The following is a 23,939-nucleotide window of genomic DNA, read 5'->3' as shown; positions in this document are numbered from 1 at the left end:
CGTCAAGACCGCCGCGGGGGCAGGTCGCTGGCCGCACTGGTGGCCAGCATGATCTCGCCGATCTCGCCCATCGTTGTGAGCTGGTCGGGCGTGAGCTGGTCGATCAGGTACTTGCGCACGGTGGCCACGTGCGGTGGGGCCGCGGCGGCCACGACGGCGAAGCCCGTATCGGTCAGCTGGGCGAGCTGGCCGCGCTTGTCCGTCTCGCACTCGACCCGCTGAACCCAGCCCCGTTCCTCCAGTCGTGACACGGCATGGGAGAGGCGGCTCCGCGAGGAGCGGGTGATGTCGGCGAGCTCGCTCATGCGCATCGACCGGTCGGGGTGCTCCGACAACGGGATCAGGATTTCGTAGTAGGCGTGCGAGAGCCCGCTGTCGGCCTGAAGTTCACGATCGAGGACGTCGACCAGCGCCCGGAAGCCTTCGATGAAGGTGCGCCATGAGTGCTGCTCGTGGGGGTTCAGCCAGCGGGGCTCGGACATGGTGCCACCGATCGTTCGTTACTGATAGGAACCGCCCTATTACTGTGGGCCCACAATAATGTAGCGAGCGGGGCGACTTTGTGACATCACAAAAGTGCGTCGGCCGGCCCGGTCTCGGGATGACCGTGCGGGCTCGTGCGAGAGCCGGGGGATGGGAGAACATTGCCCGATGAGCAACGTCATCGCGTTCTTCCTGCTCGGACTGGTCGCCGGGGCCATTGCGCGCCTGCTCGTACCGGGTCGGACCCGGCTCGGATTCTGGCTGACGGCCGTCCTCGGCATGATCGGCTCGTTCGTCGGGGGCTTTCTGGGCTACCTCATCGGCCACGACAAAGGTGAGGGCGGCCTGCAGGTCAGCGGCATCTTCGGTTCGGTGATCGGTTCCGTCATCCTGCTCGCGTTGTACCGCCGCTTCGGCAACGACCGGCTCGCGCGACGGCGCTGAGCGTGCGGCCGCCCCATGGCTGCGCAGCGCGTCCCGCCCTCGGGCGGCTGCGGCTGTAGGCCGTTGAAACTGGACGGATATCGCGACCGGAGGCCCCCGTAGACTGGCGCCGTGACCGCACACAAGCCGATTCGCGTCCTGCTGCTCGAACAAATTCACCCCGATGCGGTGGAGGTCCTGCAGTCGGCGGGGTTCGAGGTCGTTTCCGCCGATCGCGCCTACGACGAGGACGAGTTGATCGCGGCGATCGGCGACGTCAATCTGCTGGGCATCCGTTCGAAGACGCATGTGACCGACAAGGTGCTGGCGGCAGCGCCCAACCTCATCGCCATCGGCGCCTTCTGCATCGGCACGAACCAGATCGACCTGCTCTCGGCCACCGCGCACGGGGTCACCGTGTTCAACGCTCCCTTTTCCAACACTCGCAGTGTCGTCGAGCTCGCCATCGCCGAGCTGATCTCGCTGACGCGGCGCCTGAGCGAGAAGAACACGCTCATGCATGCCGGAGTCTGGGACAAATCCGCCGACGGGGCCCACGAGGTGCGCGGCCGCACACTCGGCATCGTCGGCTACGGCAACATCGGCACTCAGCTGTCGGTGCTGGCCGAGAATCTGGGAATGCGGGTCCTCTTCTACGACGCCACCGACAAGTTGGCGCTGGGCAACGCACGCCGGGCCGCCAGTCTCAAGGAGCTTCTGCACGACTCGGATGTCGTCACCCTGCACGTCGACGGACGTCCGGAGAACAAGAACATCTTCGGTGAAGCCGAGTTCGCGGCGATGCGGGAGGGCAGCATCTTCCTGAACCTGTCCCGGGGCTTCGTGGTGGACTATGCGGCGTTGCGTCGCCACGTCGAGACCGGCCACATCGTCGGAGCCGCAGTGGACGTCTTCCCCGTGGAGCCGAAGGGCCGCGGTGACGAGTTCGTCTCCGAGCTACGCGGGCTGCCCAACGTGATCCTGACCCCGCATATCGGCGGATCGACCGAAGAGGCCCAGCAGGACATCGGCCAGTTCGTCGCAAACAAGTTCCGGGACTTCGTGGTCGAGGGGTCCACCGCGCTGTCGGTGAACCTGCCCGGGCTGGACCTGCCGCGGCGCGAAGGCAGCCTGCGTCTGGTTCACCTGCACCGCAACGTTCCCGGCGTACTGGCGCGGATCAACGGACTACTCGCGGACAACCACGTCAACGTCGAGGCTCAGCTGCTCGGGACCCGGGGCGAAGTCGGATACGTGGTGACCGACTCGGCCGGCGGAGTCACCCAGCAGATCGTCGACGAGATCCGCGCGATGCCCGAAACCATCAAACTCCGCGTCGTCTTCTAACCCGCCCTCGCCCCTCCTCCCACCCCACCCCCCCCAAAGACGGCTTTCGCGGCCCGAATACTCAGATTTTCGCGAAAAATCGAGTACCCGGGCCGCGAAAGCCGGAGGGCGGAGGCCGCGAAAGCCGGAGGGCGGAGGCCGCGGAGGGCGGTCGGGGTGCGGGGTCGGGGTGGGGTTAGGTGAGTTGGGGGAGGACGGCGGAGGCCAGCAGCTCCAACTGATCGAGGTCTGACAGGTCCATGATCTGGAGGTAGACCGTCGAGGCACCTATCGCGGCGTAGCGGCCGATCTGGTCCACGATTTCGTCGGGGCTGCCGGCGAGCGCGGTACTGCGCAAATCCTCCACGCCCCGCCCGATGGCATCGGCCCGCTGTCCGACTTCGGCCTCCGTCCTGCCGACGACGGTGGTCTGGGCGATCGAGTAGGTCATGGTGTCCGCCTCCCGGCCGAAGTCGGCGACCGCAGTCCGCACTCGGCCGAAGACCTCCGCGACCCGTTCGACCGGGGCGAAGCCGGAGTTGTACTCGTCGGCATACCGTGCGGCCAGTGCCGCCGAGCGCGACTTTCCCGCCCCGCCCAGGATGATCGGCGGTCGCGGGAACTGCACCGGCTTGGGCAGCGCGGGCGCATCGGCGAGTGTGTAGTGCTCGCCGGCGAAGCTGTAGCGCTGTTCGGCCGGCGTCCGCCACAGGCCGTCGATGATGGCCAATTGCTCGCTGAACACATCGAAACGGGTGGCCAGGTCCGGAAACGGGATGCCGTACGCGCCGTGTTCCTGCTCGAACCAACCGGAGCCCAGGCCGAGCTCGATCCGTCCACCGGACATCTCGTCGACCTGCGCGAGCGCAATCGCGAAGGGGCCGGGTAGCCGGAAGGTCGCCGGAGACACGAGCGTCCCGAGACGGATCCGGGAGGTCTCGCGAGCCAGCCCGGCAAGGCTGATCCAGGCGTCGGACGGTCCGGGCAGCCCGGAGCCCTCGCCCATCCGCAGGTAGTGGTCAGACCGGAAGAAAGCGTCGAAGCCGAGCTGTTCGGTCGCCTGGGCCACTGCCAGCAGGTCGGCGTAACTGGCGCCCTGCTGGGGTTCGGTGAAGATGCGCAGCTTCATATCGCCAGGCTATCCCGCGTTGACGTTGCCCTTGTTGCGGGCGATCCGGCGTTGACGTTGCCCTTGTTGCGGGCGTCCGCTGCTGCCAGGCTCGTCCTCGAAGAATTTTGCACCGCGCTGTCGATTCGGAGCGGTCCGTTCGTCGTCCCAGTGTCAGAAACCCAAACCGAGCCTCACGGCGAAGGAGAACACCATGGCGCAGTACCTGATCCTGATCTACGAAGACGAAGCCGGCTACGCCAACGGCGGCGAGCAGGTCTTCGGAGAGGTGATGGAAGCGCACAATCGCTTCCCCGGCCAGGTGGAAAGCCTGGGCGGCAAGCTCCTCGGGGGCAACGCCCTGCAGCCCAACTCGACGGCGACCACCATCCGGGGTGACGTGGTCACCGATGGGCCGTTCGTCGAATCCAAGGAAGCGCTGGGCGGCTACTACCTCATCGAGGCGGACGACCTCGACCAGGCACTGGCGATCAGCAAGCTGTGTCCGGCGCGCTTCGGCGGCGTCGAGGTACGGCCGATCATGGTCTTCAACTGATCCGCTTGCAGCCCCGTGCAACCCAGCCGCGCCGACCGTCCGGACCCCGATAACGAGGTCCGGACGGCGGTTGCGGCCGCGTATCGCGACGAATGGGGCCGGGTGCTTGCCGCGATCGCGGCCTATACCGGTGATCTCGAGCTGGCCGAGGAATGCACGCAGGACGCCTTTGTCCGCGCGCTGGACACCTGGCCGCGCGATGGGATTCCGGACCGTCCCGGGGCGTGGCTGACCACGACGGCGCGACGGCGAGCGCTGGACGATCTGCGGCGCCGGGCCTCGTTGCGACAGAAGCTGCCGCTGCTGACCGAGAGCGAGGCTCGAGTGGATGACGGCGTCCCCGGGGCAGCGGACTCGGACGCAACGATCCCCGACGACCGGCTGCGGTTGATCTTCACCTGCTGTCACCCGGCCTTGGCGCGAGAGGCGCAGGTCGCCCTGACGCTGCGGATGCTGTGCGGTCTGACCACGGCTGAGATCGCTCGGGCCTTCCTGGTCTCCGAGCCGACGATGGCGGCTCGGGTGACCAGGGCCAAGAAGAAGATCTCCGCGGCCCGGATCCCGTACCGGGTGCCTGCCGCCTCCGAGCTCCCGGATCGCCTCGACGCCGTGCTCACCGTGCTGCATCTGGTCTTCACCACCGGGCACACCGCGAGCGTGGGGGATCGCCTGCACCGCCCGGAACTCACCGATCGCTCCGTCTCGCTTGCGCGCATGGTGGTGCGGCTCATGCCGGACGAGGCCGAGGCGAAGGGGTTGCTCGCGCTCATGCTCGTGGACGAGGCGCGGGCCCCGGCCCGGACCGACGCCGCCGGCGAACTGGTCCTCATCGCTGATCAGGACCGTCGGCGCTGGAATCGCGCCCTGATCGAGGAGGGACGCGCGTTGCTCGTGGTGGCCTTGCGCACCGGTGGTCGGCCTGGACGGTTCGCGCTGCAGGCCGCCATCGCGGCGTTGCACGCCGAGGCCCCGCGCGCCGAGGACACCGACTGGCGCCAGATCGTCGGACTGTACGACCTCCTCCTCGTCGTGTGGCCGAGCCCGGTGGTCGCCCTGAATCGGGCGGTGGCCGTGTCGATGATGGACGGTGCTGCAGCCGGGCTGGCCGCCCTGGCCTCCCTCTCCCCGGCCGAGCAGGGGGTGCTCGCCAGATACCACTACTACCCGGCCGTCAAAGCTGATCTGTTCCGGCAGCTAGGCCGCTCTGCCGAGGCCGCTGAGCAGTATCGCCTGGCGCTCGAGCTGGTCGACAACGCCGCCGAGCGCCGGTTCCTCGCCCGCCGGCTGTCCGAGCTCGCGCCCACCCGTTGAGGTTGCCCTTGTTGCAGGCAATCCCGCGTTGAGGTTGCCCTAGTTGCGGGCAATCCCGCGTTGAGGTTGCCCTAGTTGCGGGCAATCCCGCGTTGAGGTTGCCCTTGTTGCGCACAGACGCCGACCGCATAAAGCGACGGAGCAACCGACCGATCGACCGACCGACCGACCGACCGATCGGCCGGAGGACGGCCGAAGGCGGCAGGTCGAGGAGCGAACCTGCCCACTCCGGCTTGCGCAGGGTTACTGGCCAGTAATACCCTGGTCGTACCCGCTACCGGTGAGTAACTTCCGGCCGTGGGCACGACTACTGACCAGGGAGTGATCGGTCCATGGGCCACTACAAGTCCAACCTTCGAGACATCGAGTTCAACCTCTTCGAGGTGCTGGGCACTGGCGACAAGCTGGGCCATGGCCCGTTCTCCGAAATCGATCCCGACACCGCTCGCGGCATCCTGAGCGAGGTCAAGGCGCTGGCCGAGGGCCCGCTCGCCGCGTCCTACGTCGACTCCGACCGAAATCCTCCGGTTTTCGACCCGAAGACCAACACCGTCGTCGTCCCGGACAGCTTCAAGAAGTCCTACAAGGCGTGGCAGGACGCGGAATGGTGGCGGCTCGAGACGACCCCCGACTACGGAGGCACCCTGGCCCCGCGATCGCTGGTCTGGTCGATCGCCGAACTCGTGCTCGGGGCCAACCCGGCCATCTGGATGTACAACTGCGGCCCGGCCTTCGCCAACATCATTCACGAGGTCGGCACCGCCGAGCAGCAGAAGATCGGTCGCCTCATGATCGACCGGCGCTGGGGCGCCACGATGGTGCTCACCGAGCCCGACGCCGGTTCCGACGTCGGCGCCGGACGCACCAAGGCCACTCAGCAGGCCGACGGAACGTGGCACATCGAGGGTGTCAAGCGCTTCATCACCTCGGGCGAACACGACATGTCCGACAACATCGTTCATTACGTTTTGGCCCGTCCGGAGGGCGCCGGCCCCGGCACCAAGGGACTGTCGCTGTTCATCGTCCCCAAGTTCGACTTCGACTGGGACACCGGCGAGCTCGGCGAGCGCAACGGCGCCTTCGTGACCAACGTCGAACACAAGATGGGCCTCAAGGCCTCGACGACCTGCGAGGTCCGGTTCGGGGAGACGGTCCCGGCCAAGGGATGGCTGCTCGGCGAGATCCATGACGGCATCGCCCAGATGTTCAAGGTCATCGAGCATGCCCGAATGATGGTCGGCACGAAGGCCTACTCGGAGCTGTCGGCGGGTTACCTGGCCGCGCTGGACTACGCCAAGACCCGCGTGCAGTCCGCCGACCTGACGCAATCCACCGACAAGACCGCGCCGCGTGTCACGATCATCCACCACCCGGACGTTCGCCGGCAGCTCATGACCCAGAAGGCCTACGCCGAGGGCCTGCGCGCAGTCGCGCTCTACACCGCAAGCGTGCAGGACCGCATCCAGATCGCCGAGTTCGAGGCCGGCGCCGAGGCCGGCGACGTTCCCGCCGGCGGGCTGGCCGGCGGCGAGGCAAGCCTGCAGGACAAGGCCCGGCGCCACGCGTCCGTCGATGAGCGTCTCAACGATCTGCTGCTGCCGATCGTGAAGGGTGTCGGTTCGGAGCGGTCCTACGAACAACTCGGCCAGGCGCTGCAGGTCTTCGGCGGCTCGGGGTTCTTGCAGGACTACCCGCTGGAGCAGTACATCCGCGACAACAAGATCGATTCCCTCTACGAAGGCACGACCGCCATCCAGGGACAGGATTTCTTCTTCCGCAAGATCGTCCGCGACAAGGGCGTGGCCCTGGGTGCGCTGTCGGGAGAGATCCAGGCGTTTCTCGATTCCATCGCCGAAGAGGGTCGCCTCAAGGACGAGCACGCCGCGGTGAGCAAGGCACTGGCCGAGGTCGGGACGATGGTGGGGGCCATGATCGGCCAGCTCACCTCGGCCCAGGAAGACATCCGCAACATCTACAAGGTCGGGCAGAACACCACCCGCCTGCTGATGTCCTGCGGTGACCTGGCCATCGGCTGGCTGCTGCTGCGCCAGGCGAAGGTTGCCTTGGACCGGCTCGACGGCAACGGTCTGTCGACCTCCGACAAGGCCTTCTACGAAGGCAAGCTGGCGGTTGCCCGCTTCTTCTCGGCCACGGTCCTGCCCGAACTCGTCGCCCGGCGCAAGATCGTCGAAGCGACCGACAACGCACTGATGGACGCCGCCGAAGCAGTCTTCTGATCGACCGGGGCGGCCACGGGCGGGCCGCATTCGACCGAAATGGCCGACATGGTAAGGAGCGCCCGCTGATCGACAAGGCGCATCGGGACGGTCAGAGCCGCGGCTTAGGGTGAAGCTGTGCCCGACTTCGACAAGCAAAGCCCGCCGCAATGGATCGAACTCGCCGGCGGCGCCAACGCCCGCGACCTGGGTGGCCTGCCAGCCGGCCAGGGTCGCCGGACGCGCACGGGCACGCTGATCCGTTCGGCCAACCTCCAGCACCTGACCGAGGACGACTTGGCGTTGCTGGTCGTCGAACTCGGCGTGCGCACGGTCATCGACCTGCGCACCGACGTCGAGGTCGAGGCCGAGGGCCCGGGGCCGCTGTCGACGATTGCCGACGTCACGATCCATCACCTGTCGCTGTTTCCCGACGCCGCCTCCGGTACGGGCGGCGGCGTGGGGGATGCCGCCTCCGGTACGGGCGGCGGCGTGGAGGATGCCGTCAGCGAGATCCGGCGGCCCGTCCCGCGCAGCGCACCCGACTCGTCCGGGCAACCTGACGTCGGCACGGATCCCGAGCCCGACAGTCTGCTGCTGCCCTGGCATGGGCGTGGCGCGTCGCCGGAACGGACCGGCAACCGGACGGCCGACCTGTACCTGACGTATCTGGATCAGCGTCCGGACTCCGTCGTCGGCGCCCTACGCGCGATCGCGGAAGCCGATGGCGCCGCAATCGTGCACTGCGCGGCGGGCAAGGACCGCACGGGAGTCGTGGTGGCGATCGCCCTGAGCCTGGTCGGCGTGCAGCGTGCGGCGATCGCCGCCGATTACGAAGCCACCGAGAGCCAGATCGCCGCCGTGTTCGCCCTGCTCGCGCGAACCGCCACCTACCGCAACGAGGTGGCCGATCCGGCGTCGGTGCCCGCGCCGAAGGCCGAGGTGATCGAAGCGGTGTTGGGGCAGCTGTCCGCCAACACCGGCGGCATCGAAGGATGGCTGCGCGAGCACGGGTGGACGGAGCAGGACACCGCTCGGTTACGCGCCAAACTGGTCGAATGACGGCCCGACACCGGCCCGAACTCGGCCCGATACAGTCCGTCGAATGGTGCGGGAGCCCCTAGACTCCGGTCATGAGTGACCTGTCCGCGGAGAAGTTCATCTCGTTCACCACGTATCGCCGATCGGGTGAGGCGGTGTCCACACCGACCTGGATCGTGCCCCTGGACGACGGCCGGTACGGTTTCTGGACCTCGTCGGGCACCGGCAAGTACAAGCGTCTGCGTGCCACACCCCGGGCCACCGTGCAGCCCTGCGACCAGCGCGGCCACGTCAAAGCCGGCTCGGTGCCGGTGGACGTCGGCGTGGAACTGGTGCAGAGCGGAGCCCGGTTCGACGAGATTCAGCGCAAGGTCCGTGCCAAGTACGGGTTCATGACCAAGCTGTCCCGGGTGTTCAACGCCCTCGGGCACCTGCGTCGCCGCGGCGATTTCCCGTACGCGGACGTCGGCGTCGTGCTGACCCTGCCGCAGGCCTGAACCTGGTGCTCGCTGGGAGCACGGGGTCCCTTTTCGGCTGCGGACCGTCCCCGGCCGCCGGCGATCATCCTCGACCGCGCGGCCCGATCGCGCTGCCGCGGTCTGATCCTCAGCCCAACAGCGGGAGTTCGAGCTCGGTGGCTCCGTCCTCGTCGAGCTGCACGGGAATCCCCCAGTCCTGGCGCGCGAGGTAGCAGGCGGGGTGTTCCACGGCATGGCCGTCATCGCAGGAGGCCGCCTGTGCGGTCACCTGCAGCACTCCGGTCGCGCCCGCTGTCGCGGACAGCACGATGGTGCGGACGAGTTCGGTCGAATCGCCGCCGCCGCCGGCCAGCAGCTCCGGTGGTGAGGCGCTGACCGTCAGGCGGGTGGACGGCCCGAAGCGATCGTCCAGCTTGCGTCCGGGCGCCGGGCGGAACGGCACCCTGAGCAGCACAGCGCCCGCTCGCAACTCGGTGACCGGCCGTTGCGTCCGCATCGTCGACTGGGTCGCCTCGGTCAGCGCGCCCGACGTAAGGGGCCGGGTGAGCCGGTGCGCCGTGGACTCGACCACGACGAGCTCGCCGTCCACCTCCACGACTCCGGACGGCTCGGCCAGGCCGGTGGCCAGTGTCTGCACGGTGCCGGTGGTCGGGTCGAACCGGCGCACTGCCCCGTTGTAGGTGTCGGCTACGGCGATAGAGCGGTCCGGGAGCACCGCTACGCCGAGCGGATGCTGCAGGCGTGCGGATTCAGCCGGACCATCGACGAGCCCGAAGTCGAACAGTCCCTCGCCGATGACTGTGTGCACCGTCAGAGCGGGGGTGAGACAGCGCAGCGCGGACGTCTCGGAGTCGACGAACCACAGCGGCCCCTCCGGGTCGGTGGCGTCGACGGCCAAACCCGACGGCTGGGCCAGCCAGCTGTCCAGGGCCGGGCCGTCTTTGAGCCCCTCCACCGTGGTGCCGGCCAGGATCGTGACGGCGTCGGTGTCCGGGTTCCAGCTGAGCAACAGATGAACACCGGCAGCCGCAATCGCGAGCTCGTTTCGAGCCGGCCACCAGAGCACGTCCCAGGGCGAGAGAACCGCGGGGACCTTTCCGGTCACGGTGCGGGCTTCGGCGAGCGCGGTCGCCAGATCGATCGTTCGCACGATGCGTTGCCGGACACTGTCGACCCCGCGCAGGGTGTGGCTGCCGGTGTCGGCGACCACCAGGTCGAATCCGACCCTGGCCGCAATCGGCGGGGGCAGAATCGCGATTCCGTTCGGCTCATCGAACTGGTCGGGCCCGCGTCCGCGCGCGCTGGTGCCGATACGCGCCAGTTCGCTCACCCCATCCAGCGCGGTGGCGACCAGCTGGTGATGCCCGGCGTCGGCGACCCAGAGCCGGTCCCCTTGACGAACCACTTTGGCCGGAAAGCGGAAAGTGCCAGGAACTGCCGGCGGCTCGACGTAGGGGTTGTCACCGCGCCGCAACGAGCCATCGGCGTCGTGCGTGGCCACGAGCTGGCCGATCATGGCCTGCAGGGCGCTCACCTGTCCCTCGCCGGCCGCCTGCGCCACGATGTAGCCGTTGGGGTCGATCAGCACCAGCGTGGGCCAGGCCCGGATTGCGTACTGACGCCAGAGGTGGAGTTCGGGATCGTTGAAGACCGGGTGGCGCACCTCGTATCGTTCGGTGGCGGCTTCCACGGCGGCATCGGACTTCTCGTGCTCGAACTTCGGGGAGTGGACCCCGATGATGACCAGTTCCTCCGGGAACGCGGCCTCCAGCTCCCGCAGTTCGTCGATCACGTGCAGGCAGTTGCCGCAGCAGAAGGTCCAGAAGTCGAGCAGCACGATGCGGCCGCGGAGTTGCTTCAGGCTCAGGCTGGGAGGCGTGGCGCTCGGTTCGCGGGCGGGTGCGGTGTTCAGCCACGTGCCCGGCGGAAATTCCGGGGCGCGGACGCGGGCACGGTTCAGCGGCGAGTTCAGCGACGTCACGATGCGGGTAACGCTAATCGGCCCCGCCCTGTTTCCCGCGTGCGTTGAGGTTGCCCTTGTTGCTGGGTGTCGCGCGTTGAGGTTGCCCTCGTTGCTGGGTGTCGTGCGTTGAGGTTGCCCTTGTTGTTGGGTGTCGTGCGTTGAGGTTGCCCGTGTTGTTGGGTGTCGTGCGTTGAGGTTGCCCTTGTTGCTAACAACAAGACCCGCCGCTCCGAACGGAGGGCGGGTCTGTGTGGCGCTCAGCGATCCGTGATCGGCTGAGGTCAGCTCACGCTCAGCGGTGGAAGTTCTGCCGCGCTGCGAGGGCGAGCAGTTCGTGGCGCATAGCCGGCGAGGCCTGGTCCAGGGCGCGCTCGAACTGACGGATGGAGCGACGGTTGCGGATCTTCTGCTTGATGCTCATGGTGCTTTCCTTCTCCTGATGTGGTGGACGCTGACGACTTCATCGGGGCCAGTTTGACGAGCTCAGCCGCTAGACTGCTTCGTTCGACATACTTGGTCTTTGAGCCTCGATCTGTTAACCAGTTTACGACTACTGCCTAATAGATCAAATTCTTTACCCAACTTGTGGTTAACGCCACCGTTGCTCAAGTCATTCCCGTTCTGGCCGAAGCGCCTTGCGTCGGGCGTGACCACGTGACCACGTGACCACGTTCACGCAACCTTCGGCCCCCCCGATCGCGCACCGTGCCTACGCTCGAACGATGAGCAGCTTCGATGTTTCGATCGCCGGCCTGACCGATCCGTCCACCAACCTTGCCCCCCAGCCAGGCGTGGTGACTCTGGTGGTGAACGTCGCCTCAAAGTGCGGCCTCACCCCGCAATACAACGGCCTCGAACGCCTGCAGGCGAAGTATGCCGACCGCGGCTTCACGGTGCTCGGGGTTCCGTGCAACCAGTTCGCGGGTCAGGAGCCGGGATCGGCAACCGAGATCGCCGAATTCTGCTCGGCGACCTACGGCGTGAGCTTTCCGCTGACCGAAAAGGTAGACGTGAACGGGCCGGGTAGGCACGCGTTGTACGCCGAACTGGTAGCGGTACCCGACGCCGACGGTTACACCGGCGATGTCCGATGGAACTTCGAGAAGTTCCTCATCGGCCCGGACGGACAGGTTGTCAGCCGGTTCGATCCGCGTACCGAACCTGACGACGACGCTGTTGTCGCGGCGATCGAGGCTGTCCTACCGCGCTGAGTACGGCTCCGAGCGCAACGAGGGCAACCTCAACGGGGGTGGGCCCGCAACGAGGGCAACGTCAACGGGGGTGGGCCCGCAACGAGGGCAACCTCAACGGGGTTGGGCCCGCAACGAGGGCAACTCAACGGGAGTGGGCCCGCAACGAGGGCAACCTCAACGGGAGTGGGCCCGCAACGAGGGCAACCTCAACGGGGGTGGGCCCGTAACGAGGGCAACCTCAACGGGGGTGGGCCCGCAACGAGGGCAACCTCAACGGCGGCTAGAGGACGGCGAGGGCGGGGTCGTTCAGCAGGGCGGCGACGTCGGCGAGGAACAGCGAGCCCTGCTGCCCGTCCACCGATCGATGGTCGAAGGACACCGCCAACTGGGTCACCCACCGCGGCTCGATCCGTTCGTCCGCGCCGCTGCCGACTACCCACGGCTGGCGCCGAATCGCGCCGACGGCCAGGATTCCGGCTTCCCCTGGATTGAGGATGGGCGTCCCGGTGTCGATGCCGAAGATGCCGACATTGGTGATCGTGAACGTCCCGCCGCTCATGTCGGACGGAGCGGTCTTGCCGGACCGCGCGGTCGAGGTCAACGCTGCCAAGGCCTGCGCGAGTTCCAACAGTGACAGCGACTCGGCACTCTTGACGTTCGGGACGATCAGCCCGCGGTCGGTGGCCGCCGCGATACCGAGGTTCACATAGTGCTTGATGACGATCGAGCCCGACTCGCCGTCCTGGGCGTCCCAGGTGGAGTTCAGGACCGGCGTGCGCCCCAGCGCCCACAGCACCGCGCGCGCTACGAACAGCAGCGGCGAGACCTTGACGTCCCGGAATTCCCGCCGAGCCGCCACCCGATCGCGCAGGGCCATCGTCTCGCTCACATCGACCGTCACGAACTCCGTGACATGCGGGGCGGTGAAGGCTGACGCAACCATGGCTGCGGCGGTGTGTTTGCGCACGCCCCGGATCGGGATCCGGGTCTCGGCCGCTCCGGCCCCCGCCCTAGCGCCCGTGCTCGCGCCCGCCCTCGCGCCAACGCCCGTGCCCGTCCGGCCCACGGCGTGACCCGGATGGATGGCGCCCGCCTGATCCGACGAGGACGCGGCCTGCTCGACGTCGGCCCGCGAGACGGTCCCGTGCGGACCCGTTGCGGCCACCGAGGCCAGGTCGATCCCGAGGCTCTTGGCGAGTTTGCGCACCGGTGGTTTCGCCAGCACGCGGACCGCTCCACTCTCTCCGGCGGCCCGCTCCGCCGATTCCAGCCGACCCTCGGCGTGAGCCCCGGGCGTCACTCCGAACGCGGCGTTGGCGTTGGGCGTAGCGGCGTCCGGTCGGGCGTGGCGACGGCGGCGTGCCCGCTCCCCCGACACCCCGTAACCGACCAGGACCGCCTGCCGTTCCGGTTGGGCGACCGGTTGCGGCACCAGATCCTCCGTCGGGATGCCCGTTGGCGGCACCTCGTCGGCCAGTTCGCCGCTGCCGACCTTGATCGTCACGATCGGCTGGCCGACGTCGACCGTGGCGCCCTCGGCGTAATGGATCTCGTGAATGACGCCGGCGAACGGCGACGGGAGCTCCACTGCTGCCTTGGCCGTCTCGACCTCGACCAGGGTCTGGTTCACCTCGACCAGATCGCCCGGCTTGACGTCCCAACGCAGGATGTCGGCCTCGGTCAGGCCCTCCCCGACGTCCGGAAGCTTGAACACCTTCAGTTCTGCCATGACGTAAGCGTGCCCTCGTTCTAGAAGGAGAATGTGCGGTCGACGGCGTCGAGGATGCGGTCGGTGTCGGGCAACCACTCATCCTCGGCGCGACTCGCGGGGTAGGGGGTGTCGAAGCCGCCGACGCGCAGCACCGGGGCCTGCAGTGAGTAGAAGGCGTGCTCCTGGATGCGGGCCGCGATCTCAGCGCCCATGCCGAGGCTCACCGAAGCCTCGTGGACGACGACCAGCCGGCCGGTCCGCTCCACCGAAGCCACCACCGTGGCGGTGTCGATCGGCGACAGTGAACGCAGGTCGATCACTTCGAGATCCCGCCCGTCCTCCTCCGCGGCCTTGGCGGCCTGCAACGCCGTCGCGACCATCGGCCCGTAGGCGAGCAGGGTCGCGTCGGATCCGGGGCGCACGATCTGGGCCTGATGCAGCGGCAGCGGGGCGACATCGCCGTGCGCCGAGACCGGTCCTTTGGTCCAGTACCGGCGCTTGGGCTCGAAGAAGATCACCGGATCGTCGGAGTCGATGGACTGCCGCAACATCCAGTACGCGTCGGACGGGTTCGCACAGGTGACGACCTTCAGGCCGGCGGTATGCGCGAAGTAGGCCTCGGGGGACTCGCTGTGGTGCTCGACCGCGCCGATGCCGCCGCCGTAGGGGATTCTGATCGTGACCGGCATCCGGACCTGGCCCAGGGACCGGTTGTGGATCTTGGCCAGCTGGCTGACGATCTGGTCGAACGCCGGGTAGACGAAACCGTCGAACTGGATCTCACACACCGGGCGGTAGCCCCGGATCGCCAGCCCGATCGCGGAGCCGATGATGCCGGACTCGCCCAGTGGACAGTCGATGATGCGGTCCTCGCCGAAGTCCTTCTGCAGGCCGTCGGTGATCCGGAAGACGCCGCCCAGCTTGCCGACGTCCATCCCCATCACCACGACCTTGTCATCGTGCTCGAGGCGGTTACGCAGGGCCGAGTTCAGGGCTCCGGCCATCGTCAGTGTCTGGGGGGCGGTCATCGGGTCGCCCCCTGGGCAGGTGCCTCGAAGGACTCCAGGTACTCGGCGAAGTCCGCCTTCTGCGCGGCCAGCTCGTCGGTCATGTCCACGTAGACGTTGTCGAAGATGTCCAGCGGAGCCGGATCGGCCAACTCGCGGCAGGCCGCCCGAATCCGTACGGCCAACGCCTCCGCCTCGGCCTCGATGCCGTCGAAGAATCCCGAGCCCACCCCGGCCTCGCGGACCAGGTAGGCCCGGACCCGCTCTATCGGGTCGCGATGCTTCCAGGTCTCCAGTTCCTCGCTGAGCCGGTAACGCGTCGGGTCGTCGGAGGTGGTGTGGGCGCCCATCCGGTAGGTGTAGGCCTCGATCAGCGTCGGTCCCTGTCCCGAGCGGGCCTCGTTCAGCGCCATCCGGCTCACCGCCAGGCAGGCCAGCACGTCGTTGCCGTCGACGCGCACACCTGGGAACCCGAACCCGGCGGCACGCTGGAACAGCGGGATCCGGCTCTGGCGCTCGACCGGTTCGGAGATCGCCCACTGGTTGTTCTGGCAGTAGAAGACGACGGGAAGGTTGCCCGCGGCCGCCCAGATGAAGGCCTCGTTGACGTCCCCCTGGCTGGACGCGCCGTCACCGAAGAAGGCCAGCACGGCGGTGTCCCGCGCGGGTTCGCCGGTTCCGACGGCGCCGTCCCGGGTGACGCCCATGGCGTATCCGACGGCGTGCAATGCCTGCGCGCCGAGGACGATCGTGTAGAGGTTGAAGTTGTTCTCGTTGGGGTTCCAGCCGCCGAGGCTGACCCCGCGGAACATGCCGAGCAGCGTGACCGGATCGACGTCGCGGCACCAGGCAACCCCGTGCTCGCGGTAGGTCGGAAAGGCCATGTCCTGGGTGCGTAGCGCGCGTCCGGCGCCGACCTGCGCGGCCTCTTGGCCCAGACAGGACGCCCACAGCCCGAGTTCTCCCTGGCGTTGCAGGGCAGTCGCCTCGCTGTCGAATCGGCGAACCAGTACGAGGTCGCGATACAGCGCGCCGATCTCGTCCTCGGTGATGTCAAGCGGAAAGTCCGGATGCTCCACTCGGACGCCTTCGGGCGTGAGCAGCTGGACGAGGTCAGGTTCCGGCGGGACATGACCGTGCAACGTCATCGTTGGCTCCTCGCGTGTCGAGCACTGTTCGCGGGATCGCCGCCGAGTGCTGCCTGCGTGTTCTGTTGTGCGCTACGTCCATGCGGTCGAGCTGCGACGATCGTGGCTCGGGGGTGGTGAGCCGGTCGATCTGCCGCGTCAGGTCATACTCGCACGAGATTGTTCGGACGTGTGATCGGCGCCATTAACCCGCCGGTAACCCGCCGCTCACAGCTTTCGTTGAGGTTGCCCTTGTTGCGGGCGTCGATGCGTTGAGGTTGCCCTTGTTGCGGGCGTCGATGCGTTGAGGTTGCCTTTGTTGCGGGCGTCGACGCGTTGCGGCAAGACGGGCAACCTCAACGGTCGGCGGCGGCGGCGAGTGCGGCAGTGTTGATATCGGTAAGGACTCGGTGCAGGTTGTGAAGATCGGCGAAATCGACTCCGAGTCTGGCCATCACCGCGGCGGGAATGCGCTCGGCCCGACGCCGCAGTCGACGTCCGGATGGGGTGAGCGTGATCTCGAGCTGGCGTTCGTCCCCGGCGCTGCGCGCCCGCGTCAGATAGTCGGCTGCCTCCAGGCGCTTGAGCAGGGGCGAGACGGTGGCCGGGTCTAGCTGCAGGATCCCCGCCAGTTCGCGAACCGAGAGGGCCCCGTCGCGTTCCCAGAGCGCCAACATCACCAGGTATTGCGGATGAGTGAGCCCCATCGGTTCGAGCAGTGGACGGTAGACGGCGAGCACGCTTCGGTTGGCGACCGCAAGCGCGAAACACACCTGGCTTTGCAGGGCCAGAGGATCGTCGGAGCGGAGACCGTCCTGACGATGGTTTGCGAGTCCAGTCATGCCCGGCATACTATCAAGCCCACTAATAATTAGTGCACTAATGATTGAGGTGGAGCCGATGATTTCCGAGGTCCGGCGACCGGGGGTGATCCGCTGGCTCGGCTACGCGGTCGGGCTCGGACTGCCGATTCGCAACGCGAGCTGGGTTCTTCTCGACACCACCTGTCCGACCTGGGTAGCTCGCCAGGTCGTCCGATCTCTGTTGCAGATGGCGCCCATCGTGGTGGTGATCCTCGTGTTCGTCCCGGGACCGTTCTGGATCCGCGGCCTCAGTGCGCTCGGCGGACTCATCATGGGTCTGATCTTCGCGCTCGGCTACCTCGTCGAGACGACCGAGCATCGACTTGTGAAAGCCGGATACCCAGCGGGAACCGGGGAACGCGTGCGATCGGAGAGATCCGTCAGCGGGCGTTCCGAAGCGGTGGCGCGTCGGCGGGAGCGAATGTTCGCCCGGATGGATCGTCGCTCGCACTGAGGCCACCAGAGACGGCGGCCAACAACGAGGGCAACCTCAACGCGGGGACGCGAGCAACGAGGGCAACCTCAACGCGGGGACGCGAGCAACGAGGGCAACCTCAACGCGGGACGCGAGCAACGAGGGCAACCTCAACGCGGGGAGGCGAGCAACGAGGGCAACCTCAACGCTAGGGCGTGACCGCCAGCTCGTCCGGAAGCGGCGCGGTGTGCACGACCGCCAGCCGGGACACCGCCCGGGTCCAGGCGACGTAGAGCCGCCGGAGCCCGTCGAGACGGGACGGTTCCTGGGCGACGATCGCCGCGGGCTCGACCAGCACCACCGAGTCGTACTCCAGCCCCTTGGCCGACGACGCCGCGACGACCGTCACCCTGGCCGGCAACGCGTCGGCCAAATCCTCGGTCGCGATGCCGGCTCCGGCCAACTCCTCAGTCGCGATGCCGGCTCCGGCCAACTCTGCCCGCACCGACGTGGCCGCGGCGTCGGGGACGATCACCGCGACCGAGCCTTCCGCCTCCAGGCAACGGCCCACCGCGGCGAGCAGATCCGCCGTGTAACTCAGAGCTTCCCTCCCCGCACGGACCGACGTGGCCGGCGGGACGTCGGCAGCGATGAAGGGCAGCAGCCGGTTCGCCACGATCAGGACCTCTCCCGGAACCCGGTAGCCCACCGTCAGGGGCCGGACCGTGGCCGCCGGCGAGCCCAGGGCCGCCATCGTGGCCGGCCACGATCCGACCGCCCAGGGGGTTGTAGCCTGCGCCAGGTCTCCCAGCACGGTCACCGAGCCGATCGGCACCCGACGCGCGACGACCCGGCACTGCATCGCGGACAGGTCCTGGGCCTCGTCGACCACGACGTGGACGTACTGGTCATTGGGTTGCATCAATCCGCGCAGCTCATCCAGCAGCACCAGATCCGCCGCGGAGAATCGGGCGGCTCGAACGGAGCGCGGCGGATCCGCCCAGGCCAACTGGTCGAGCTCGTCGGGCCCGAGCACCGTGGCGCCGCAGCGGTGCAGGAACTGCGGCGAGGTGTAGAGCCGGACGAGCACCTCGCGCGGGTCCAGGGCCGGCCAGACGGCATCGACGAATTCCTTCACCGGGACCGACCGGGCCACCTTGCCGGTCTCGGCGTCCGACGGCGCGCCGCCCGCGTCCTCCCGCTGGCGTCTGACGTCCTGGGCCAGCAGCATCCGCAGCCGTTCGCGTCCCAGATCCCAGCGCAGTTCACCGGCTACCAGCGAGCGGCGGGCGTCGTCGACATAGCGCCGGACCCGCTCGACCGGGATCCGGTATCGCTTGGTCCCGACGATCGGCACCACGTCGGATTCCGGTTTACGGATGTGGCTGATCACCGCGCGGCGGCAGACCTCGGCGAGGCGGGCATCGCCCTTGAGCACCGCGACCGCGACCGCATCCTCCCGCCCTGGGATCAGCCGGCCGTCCCCGGACACCAGATCCTCCACCGTGGTCTGGGTGATGCCGTTCTCACCGAGCGCGGGCAGCACCTGGGCGATGTAGCGCAGGAACGCCGCGTTGGGGCCGACCACCAGGACGCCCGAGCGCCGCAACCGTTCTGGATAGCTGTAGAGCAGGTAGGCCGCGCGGTGCAGTCCGACCGCGGTCTTGCCGGTGCCGGGCGCGCCCTGAATGCACAACGACGTGTCCAGGTCGGCCCGCACCAGCTCGTCCTGATCGGGCTGGATGGTGGCCACGATGTCGCGCATCGGCCCGACCCGGGGCCGTTCGATCTCGGCCCGCAACAGGTCCGAGCGCAGCCCGAGGTTCTCACCGGCATCGAGGTGTTCGTCCTCGTAGGAACTGAGCACCGCGTACCCGGTGGCATCGGCGGCGAAGCCGAAGCGGCGCCGCAGCCGGACACCCTGTCGATCGTCGGCGGTGGCGCGGTAGAACGGTCGCGCGATCGGGGCGCGCCAGTCGATGACGATGGGGTCGCCGACGGAGTCGCGGATGTGCCGCCGGCCGATGTGGAAGACCTCGCCGGCGGGGTGTTCGGCCTCGGGATCGCGATCAGTGCGGCCGAAGAAGGGCGGCGCTTCGAGGTCGGCACCGAGATGCTTGAGCCGCTCGGCGCGCATCCGGCCCAGACTCTCGCTCGCCAGGGCATCGACGCCGTAGTCGGCGATACGCGCCGCTCCTTCGCGCATCTCCGCCAGGCAGTCGTTGGCCGCCAGCAGGTGGGCTTGCTCGGATCGCAGGACGGGGTCGGCTCGGGCGTCGCTGGCACTCACGATTGGTCAACGTTAGTCGTCCCCGCAAGTCCTTCGCGGCTGTCAGAATGTGCCCGTGGCCGGCAGCGGGGAGAGCGGGGACAGCACGCGCGGCTCGTCCGGCGCGCCGAAGGTCAGCCTGCGCAAGACGGCCGGCCGGAGCCGGACGGGTGAGGCGGCGAAGGCGCGCGGACCGATCGAGCCCGATCCCGTGCTGCGGCGGTTCTACGCCCACTGGGAGAGCTGGGTGGCGGCCGTGCTGGGCGCGAGCGTGCTGCCCGCAGGCGTGGTGTTCCTGCGGCGCGGGATCGACCGTTCCTCGATCCTGCTGGGAGTGATCGGCGTCGTGCTCTGCCTGGTCTCGCTGCCGCTGCTGATCCAGTCGGGCCTGGAGGTGCTGCGCCCGCCGCAGCTTCGCCAGCACACGCTTGTCGTCCCCCGCTATCTGCACCGATCCCGCCGGATACCGCTCGAGACGGTGGCCGGGGTCGGTCTGATCTACGAGATCGGTGGCGCTCGCGCCGGCTGGACGATGCGGCTGTGGACCACCGACGGCAGCAGCTACTCGGTGGACGCGGTACGCAGTTTCGTCCGTGGCCATCGGCAGAAAACGGCCCCGCGCCCTCCTGAGGGGACCCCGTGGCGACACCGGCCCCGACTGGACTGGCAGGCCCAGGCCAACACCCGCGCGGGACGGGCGACCACGGCCGTGTTCAAGCAGGTCGTCGCCGTTCAGGGGCCATCCGGCCCGCTGGTCCGTCTGATGGAGCAGTGTTCGGCGCCGTCCTTCGGGACCTACCTGGCGTTCTGGTCTCCGGACGGGCGGATCGGGTGGCTCGACGGCGAGGAGTACCACCGCCCATCGACGGTTCGACGATGACCCGGTCGTCGACTGAAGGTGGGCGGCACTCGGCGCACTCGGCGCACTCGGCGCACTCGGCGCGCTCGGCGGCGACCGGGGCGGGCCGCAGTGCCGAACACGCGCGGCTGGCCGAGTCGCCGGGCAGCTCCGATCCGTGGCGGATCTGGGGGCCCTATCTGTCGGGCCGGCAGTGGGGGACGGTGCGCGAGGACTACTCGCCGGACGGCAACGCCTGGGACTACCTGCCCTTCGACCAGTCCCACCAGCGCGCCTACCGGTGGGGCGAGGACGGCCTGGGCGGAATCTGCGATCGCTTCGGTTTCCTGAACTTCTCCGTGGCCTTGTGGAACGGCCAGGACGACCGCTTGAAGGAACGGCTGTTCGGCCTCACCAACCCGCAGGGCAACCACGGTGAGGACGTCAAGGAGTACTGGTGGGCGCTGGCGGCCACTCCGACCCACTCCTACGCCGAATGGCTTTACCGCTACCCGCAGGCGGCGTTCCCGTACTCCCAGCTGGTGGCCGAGAACGCTCGGCGGGGCCGGGACGAACCCGAGTACGAACTCGCCGACACCGGGGTGCTGGACGAGAATCGGTTCTTCGATGTCCAGGTGGACTACGCGAAGGCGTCACCGGAGGACGTCTGCATCCGGATCACGGCGACCAACCACGGGCCCGACGCGGCGGCCCTGCACCTGATCCCCCAGGTGTGGTTCCGCAACACCTGGGCCTGGGGCGGCGATGACCGCAAGCCCACCTTGCACGAACTGCATGCCCCGGAACTGGGTAGCGGGGACGTCCGGGCGGTGGCCTGCGAGCACGGCTTTCTCGGCCGTTACGTCCTGGCCGCCGAGGCGCCCTCGGTGGCCTCCCGGGCGGGCACGACCAGCGGCGGGGAGCTGCCGCAGGTGCTGGTGTGTGACAACGAGAGCGACGACGTCGCCCTGTTCGGCACGGCGAGCAATCCCAGTCCTCATCCCAAGGACGGCTTCAACCGGCGGATCGTCGGCGGCGACGAGCGCGCCGTGAATCCCGCGGGCACCGGGACCAAGGCCGGATTCTGGTATGCCTTCCCTTCCGTCCCGGCCGGTGCCCAGGTCAGTGTGCGGCTGCGTCTGGTCGCCAACGCCTTGCCCGATCGGCCCTTCTCCGACAGCTTCTCGGCCGTCTTCGCCGACCGGCAGGCCGAGGCGCAGGACTTCTACGCCTCGGTGATCCCGGAGTCGGTCGACGATGTCGATGCGGACGTGGCCCGGCGGGCCTTCGCCGGCCTGCTGTGGGGCAAGCAGCTCTACCGGTACTCGGTCGCGACGTGGCTGGACGGCGATCCCGCCCAGCCGGCGGCGCCGCCGTCCCGGCGCCTCACGCAGGCACGCAACACCTCCTGGCGCCATCTGGACCTGGCCGACGTGATGTCGATGCCGGACGAGTGGGAATACCCGTGGTTCGCCTCGTGGGACCTGGCCTTTCACTGTGTCACCCTGGCCCACATCGATCCGGCGTTCGCCAAGGATCAGCTCGTGCTGCTGTGCCGGGAGTGGGCGATGCATCCCGACGGGCAGTTGCCCGCCTACGAATGGGCTTTCGGGGATGTGAATCCGCCGGTGCACGCCTGGGCCGCCTGGCAGGTCTACTGCATCGACGGCTCGCGCGACCAGGACTTCCTGTTGCGCGTGTTCACCAAGCTCCTGCTGAACTTCTCCTGGTGGGTCAATCGCAAGGACGCCGACGGGTCCAACCTGTTCGAGGGCGGTTTTCTCGGCATGGACAACATCGGCTTCTTCGACCGGTCCGCGCCGATGCCGCCGGGCCATCGGCTGGAACAGTCCGACGCCACCAGCTGGATGGCCTTCTACTGCCTGTCGATGCTGCGGATCAGCTGGGAGCTGGCCCGGCACGACACGGCTTGGGACGACATGGCCACGAAGTTCCTGGAGCACTTCCTCTCGATCGCCCAGGCGCTGTCGTCCTTCGGAAGCCAATCGGTGTCGCTGTGGGATCCCGACGACGAGTTCTTCTACGACGTGCTGGTGGAGCCGGACGGAAGCCATCAGCGGCTGCCGGTGCGTTCCCTGGTCGGCCTGCTGCCGATCCTGGCGGTGGCGCAGGTGCCCTCGTGGGTCACGTCCGACCTGCCCGACTTCACCGCGCGCCTGCGCTGGCTGGTCAAACGACGCCCGGACGCGGTCCGCGGCCTGGTCGCCACCCATGCCCTGGACGGGGACCGGTTGACCCTGTCGCTGGTGGACACGACCCGACTGTTGCCGCTCGTGCGTCGGCTGGCCGATGAGTCGGAATTCCTGTCCCCGAACGGGGTCCGATCACTGTCGGCCGCGTACCGGCAGCCCCTGCGGGTCACCATCGAGGGCCGCGAGTTCGCGATCGCCTACGTAGCGGCCGAGTCCGACAGCGCCCTGTTCGGCGGAAACTCCAACTGGCGGGGTCCGGTCTGGTTCCCGGTCAACACGTTGCTGGCCGACGCGCTGCGCACCCACAGCACGGGTTCGGCGGCGATGATGACTGTGAGCGTGGCCGCGACGGACGGCTCTGCCCGGCAGGTCGACCTCGGCCAACTCGCCGACGACATCGACGACCGGCTGATCGCACTGTTCCGGCCGGGACCGCAGGGCCGTCGTCCCGGTGCGCCTCGCGACCATCCGGACGGCCCGCTCTGGTGGCCGCACGTCACCTTCAGCGAGTATTTCGACGGCGATACCGGCAGGGGCTTGGGCGCCAGCCACCAAACCGGCTGGACGGCGCTGGTCGCACACCTGATCATCCTGCGCGCCGGCGGGGCGATTGCCCCACCGGGCCCATGATCGGGCTCAGCGCCTGGTCTCGTACCTGGTCAGGACCACGCCGCCGGTAAAGGTCCGGGTCTCTATCAGGCTCAGGTTCACCCGGTGGTCCAGCGCGGGGAAGAACGGCGTGCCGCCGCCCACCAGGACCGGTGCGGTGGCCAGCACGTACTCGTCGATCAGCCCGGCGCGCATCGCCGCGGCGGCCAGTGCGGCGCCGCCGATGTCGATGGGGCCACCGTCCTCGGCCTTGAGCCGGGTGATCTCGGCGATTGCGTCGCCGGTGACCAGGCGGGTGTTCCAGTCGACCGTGCTCAGCGTCGAGGAGAACACCACCTTCGGCATGTCGTGCCAGCGCCGGGCGAACTCGACCTCCGCCGGTGTGGCGCCGGGTTGCTGGGCGGCGGTCGGCCAGTGGGAGCTCATCGTCTCCCACAGTTTGCGCCCGTACAGGGCCAGACCCGTCGCCCCCACCCGGTCGGACCACCACTGGAACAGCTCCTCGGACGGCACGCCCCAGCCGAGATCGTCACCGGGGGCGGCGATGTAGCCGTCCAGGCTGAGGTTCATGCCGAACGTCAGCTTCCTCATGACGTCACCCTCCCATGAGCGGGCCTGTAGGCGTACCGACATCTGGGTGGGTAGACCGGGACGGCGAGGAGAACTCACCGCCCGAGCGCGTTGAGCCAGTTTGCGCTCAGCCCGACATCGAGACGACGCTGCTGCGTCCTTCCTACTGGGTCCGATTACTGAGCGAGGCGCTCCGGTCGGTGCCATGAGGAGGAGCC

21 protein-coding genes are annotated in these 23,939 nt (G+C 68.4%); 11 read left to right on the top strand and 10 right to left on the bottom strand.

Going from position 1 to position 23,939, the window contains the following annotated elements:
- Positions 1–2: 2 nt before the first annotated feature.
- Positions 3–482, bottom strand: a complete 480-nt coding sequence (locus M6D93_RS19210; protein ID WP_249771833.1) for a MarR family winged helix-turn-helix transcriptional regulator — start codon at positions 480–482, stop codon at positions 3–5.
- 169 nt (positions 483–651) lie between these two features.
- On the opposite strand from M6D93_RS19210, the gene M6D93_RS19205 reads away from it, so the two are divergent.
- Together M6D93_RS19205 and serA are read left to right on the top strand one after the other, a co-directional pair.
- Complete coding sequence (locus tag M6D93_RS19205; protein ID WP_249771831.1) at positions 652–927, top strand: GlsB/YeaQ/YmgE family stress response membrane protein; 276 nt, start codon at positions 652–654, stop codon at positions 925–927.
- Positions 928–1,038: 111 nt separating this feature from the next.
- The gene (serA, locus tag M6D93_RS19200) at positions 1,039–2,253 is read left to right on the top strand and encodes a phosphoglycerate dehydrogenase (RefSeq protein WP_347343511.1); all 1,215 of its coding nucleotides are present in this window, start codon (positions 1,039–1,041) and stop codon (positions 2,251–2,253) included.
- A gap of 175 nt (positions 2,254–2,428) precedes the next feature.
- On the opposite strand, the gene M6D93_RS19195 is transcribed toward serA, so the two are convergent.
- The gene (locus M6D93_RS19195) at positions 2,429–3,361 is read right to left on the bottom strand and encodes an LLM class F420-dependent oxidoreductase (protein WP_249771829.1); all 933 of its coding nucleotides are present in this window, start codon (positions 3,359–3,361) and stop codon (positions 2,429–2,431) included.
- A gap of 193 nt (positions 3,362–3,554) precedes the next feature.
- On the opposite strand from M6D93_RS19195, the gene M6D93_RS19190 reads away from it, so the two are divergent.
- The 5 genes from M6D93_RS19190 to M6D93_RS19170 all read left to right on the top strand — a co-directional run bounded on the left by M6D93_RS19190 (position 3,555) and on the right by M6D93_RS19170 (position 8,961).
- Positions 3,555–3,896, top strand: a complete 342-nt coding sequence (locus M6D93_RS19190; RefSeq protein WP_249771827.1) for a YciI family protein — start codon at positions 3,555–3,557, stop codon at positions 3,894–3,896.
- Positions 3,897–3,998: 102 nt separating this feature from the next.
- Entirely contained in the window at positions 3,999–5,207 is a 1,209-nt protein-coding gene (locus M6D93_RS19185; protein ID WP_347343710.1) for an RNA polymerase sigma factor, read from the top strand.
- A 332-nt stretch (positions 5,208–5,539) separates the two neighbouring features.
- Entirely contained in the window at positions 5,540–7,444 is a 1,905-nt protein-coding gene (locus M6D93_RS19180; protein ID WP_249771823.1) for an acyl-CoA dehydrogenase, read from the top strand.
- 117 nt (positions 7,445–7,561) lie between these two features.
- Entirely contained in the window at positions 7,562–8,485 is a 924-nt protein-coding gene (locus M6D93_RS19175) for a tyrosine-protein phosphatase (RefSeq protein WP_249771821.1), read from the top strand.
- 71 nt (positions 8,486–8,556) lie between these two features.
- Positions 8,557–8,961, top strand: coding sequence for a PPOX class F420-dependent oxidoreductase (locus tag M6D93_RS19170; protein ID WP_249771819.1), 405 nt, complete (start codon positions 8,557–8,559; stop codon positions 8,959–8,961).
- A 109-nt stretch (positions 8,962–9,070) separates the two neighbouring features.
- On the opposite strand, the gene M6D93_RS19165 is transcribed toward M6D93_RS19170, so the two are convergent.
- Together M6D93_RS19165 and M6D93_RS19455 are read right to left on the bottom strand one after the other, a co-directional pair.
- Positions 9,071–10,924: a thioredoxin-like domain-containing protein gene (locus tag M6D93_RS19165; protein ID WP_249771817.1), complete on the bottom strand. Its 1,854-nt coding sequence runs from the start codon at positions 10,922–10,924 to the stop codon at positions 9,071–9,073.
- A gap of 274 nt (positions 10,925–11,198) precedes the next feature.
- The gene (locus M6D93_RS19455) at positions 11,199–11,327 is read right to left on the bottom strand and encodes a hypothetical protein (RefSeq protein WP_283818615.1); all 129 of its coding nucleotides are present in this window, start codon (positions 11,325–11,327) and stop codon (positions 11,199–11,201) included.
- A gap of 301 nt (positions 11,328–11,628) precedes the next feature.
- Here M6D93_RS19455 and M6D93_RS19160 point away from each other — a divergent pair, with 301 nt between their 5' ends.
- On the top strand, positions 11,629–12,117 hold the full coding sequence (locus M6D93_RS19160; protein ID WP_249771815.1) for a glutathione peroxidase: 489 nt from the start codon (positions 11,629–11,631) through the stop codon (positions 12,115–12,117).
- A gap of 262 nt (positions 12,118–12,379) precedes the next feature.
- On the opposite strand, the gene M6D93_RS19155 is transcribed toward M6D93_RS19160, so the two are convergent.
- The 4 genes from M6D93_RS19155 to M6D93_RS19140 form a co-directional block, all read right to left on the bottom strand.
- On the bottom strand, positions 12,380–13,828 hold the full coding sequence (locus M6D93_RS19155; RefSeq protein ID WP_249771813.1) for a dihydrolipoamide acetyltransferase family protein: 1,449 nt from the start codon (positions 13,826–13,828) through the stop codon (positions 12,380–12,382).
- Positions 13,829–13,848: 20 nt separating this feature from the next.
- The gene (locus M6D93_RS19150; RefSeq protein ID WP_249771811.1) at positions 13,849–14,838 is read right to left on the bottom strand and encodes an alpha-ketoacid dehydrogenase subunit beta; all 990 of its coding nucleotides are present in this window, start codon (positions 14,836–14,838) and stop codon (positions 13,849–13,851) included.
- Complete coding sequence (locus M6D93_RS19145) at positions 14,835–15,965, bottom strand: thiamine pyrophosphate-dependent dehydrogenase E1 component subunit alpha (protein WP_249771809.1); 1,131 nt, start codon at positions 15,963–15,965, stop codon at positions 14,835–14,837. The genes M6D93_RS19150 and M6D93_RS19145 overlap by 4 nt, the downstream gene beginning before the upstream one ends.
- A 335-nt stretch (positions 15,966–16,300) precedes the next feature.
- Complete coding sequence (locus M6D93_RS19140) at positions 16,301–16,786, bottom strand: MarR family winged helix-turn-helix transcriptional regulator (RefSeq protein ID WP_249771808.1); 486 nt, start codon at positions 16,784–16,786, stop codon at positions 16,301–16,303.
- Between the two features lie 58 nt (positions 16,787–16,844).
- Between M6D93_RS19140 and M6D93_RS19135 the strand changes: the two genes are divergently transcribed.
- Complete coding sequence (locus M6D93_RS19135; protein ID WP_249771806.1) at positions 16,845–17,261, top strand: DUF5313 family protein; 417 nt, start codon at positions 16,845–16,847, stop codon at positions 17,259–17,261.
- A gap of 169 nt (positions 17,262–17,430) precedes the next feature.
- On the opposite strand, the gene M6D93_RS19130 is transcribed toward M6D93_RS19135, so the two are convergent.
- A complete protein-coding gene (locus M6D93_RS19130; protein ID WP_249771804.1) occupies positions 17,431–19,512 on the bottom strand; it encodes a HelD family protein in 2,082 nt (693 codons plus the stop codon).
- Positions 19,513–19,567: 55 nt separating this feature from the next.
- Here M6D93_RS19130 and M6D93_RS19125 point away from each other — a divergent pair, with 55 nt between their 5' ends.
- Both M6D93_RS19125 and M6D93_RS19120 read left to right on the top strand, forming a co-directional pair.
- Complete coding sequence (locus tag M6D93_RS19125) at positions 19,568–20,371, top strand: hypothetical protein (RefSeq protein WP_249771802.1); 804 nt, start codon at positions 19,568–19,570, stop codon at positions 20,369–20,371.
- On the top strand, positions 20,368–23,172 hold the full coding sequence (locus M6D93_RS19120) for an MGH1-like glycoside hydrolase domain-containing protein (protein ID WP_249771800.1): 2,805 nt from the start codon (positions 20,368–20,370) through the stop codon (positions 23,170–23,172). The genes M6D93_RS19125 and M6D93_RS19120 overlap by 4 nt, the downstream gene beginning before the upstream one ends.
- Positions 23,173–23,178: 6 nt before the next feature.
- On the opposite strand, the gene M6D93_RS19115 is transcribed toward M6D93_RS19120, so the two are convergent.
- Positions 23,179–23,742 (bottom strand): dihydrofolate reductase family protein, encoded by a 564-nt coding sequence (locus M6D93_RS19115; protein ID WP_249771798.1) that lies wholly within the window; start codon positions 23,740–23,742, stop codon positions 23,179–23,181.
- Positions 23,743–23,939 lie beyond the last annotated feature (197 nt).

It is taken from the genome of Jatrophihabitans telluris (genome assembly GCF_023516435.1).
GTDB lineage: Bacteria > Actinomycetota > Actinomycetes > Mycobacteriales > Jatrophihabitantaceae > Jatrophihabitans_A > Jatrophihabitans_A telluris.
Note: the sequence above shows the minus strand (reverse complement) of the source record. Positions and strands in the feature narration are given on the sequence as shown.

Excerpts from the sequence above, each read along its gene's own strand:
- M6D93_RS19170 (WP_249771819.1), top strand. The coding sequence starts at position 8,557 with ATGAGTGACCTGTCCGCGGAGAAGTTCATCTCGTTCACCACGTATCGC.
- M6D93_RS19120 (WP_249771800.1), top strand. The coding sequence starts at position 20,368 with ATGACCCGGTCGTCGACTGAAGGTGGGCGGCACTCGGCGCACTCGGCG.
- M6D93_RS19205 (WP_249771831.1), top strand. The coding sequence starts at position 652 with ATGAGCAACGTCATCGCGTTCTTCCTGCTCGGACTGGTCGCCGGGGCC.
- M6D93_RS19115 (WP_249771798.1), bottom strand. The coding sequence starts at position 23,742 with ATGAGGAAGCTGACGTTCGGCATGAACCTCAGCCTGGACGGCTACATC.
- M6D93_RS19140 (WP_249771808.1), bottom strand. The coding sequence starts at position 16,786 with ATGACTGGACTCGCAAACCATCGTCAGGACGGTCTCCGCTCCGACGAT.
- M6D93_RS19155 (WP_249771813.1), bottom strand. The coding sequence starts at position 13,828 with ATGGCAGAACTGAAGGTGTTCAAGCTTCCGGACGTCGGGGAGGGCCTG.
- M6D93_RS19195 (WP_249771829.1), bottom strand. The coding sequence starts at position 3,361 with ATGAAGCTGCGCATCTTCACCGAACCCCAGCAGGGCGCCAGTTACGCC.
- M6D93_RS19190 (WP_249771827.1), top strand. The coding sequence starts at position 3,555 with ATGGCGCAGTACCTGATCCTGATCTACGAAGACGAAGCCGGCTACGCC.
- M6D93_RS19210 (WP_249771833.1), bottom strand. The coding sequence starts at position 482 with ATGTCCGAGCCCCGCTGGCTGAACCCCCACGAGCAGCACTCATGGCGC.
- M6D93_RS19455 (WP_283818615.1), bottom strand. The coding sequence starts at position 11,327 with ATGAGCATCAAGCAGAAGATCCGCAACCGTCGCTCCATCCGTCAGTTC.
- M6D93_RS19145 (WP_249771809.1), bottom strand. The coding sequence starts at position 15,965 with ATGACGTTGCACGGTCATGTCCCGCCGGAACCTGACCTCGTCCAGCTG.
- M6D93_RS19160 (WP_249771815.1), top strand. The coding sequence starts at position 11,629 with ATGAGCAGCTTCGATGTTTCGATCGCCGGCCTGACCGATCCGTCCACC.
- M6D93_RS19180 (WP_249771823.1), top strand. The coding sequence starts at position 5,540 with ATGGGCCACTACAAGTCCAACCTTCGAGACATCGAGTTCAACCTCTTC.
- M6D93_RS19150 (WP_249771811.1), bottom strand. The coding sequence starts at position 14,838 with ATGACCGCCCCCCAGACACTGACGATGGCCGGAGCCCTGAACTCGGCC.
- M6D93_RS19135 (WP_249771806.1), top strand. The coding sequence starts at position 16,845 with ATGATTTCCGAGGTCCGGCGACCGGGGGTGATCCGCTGGCTCGGCTAC.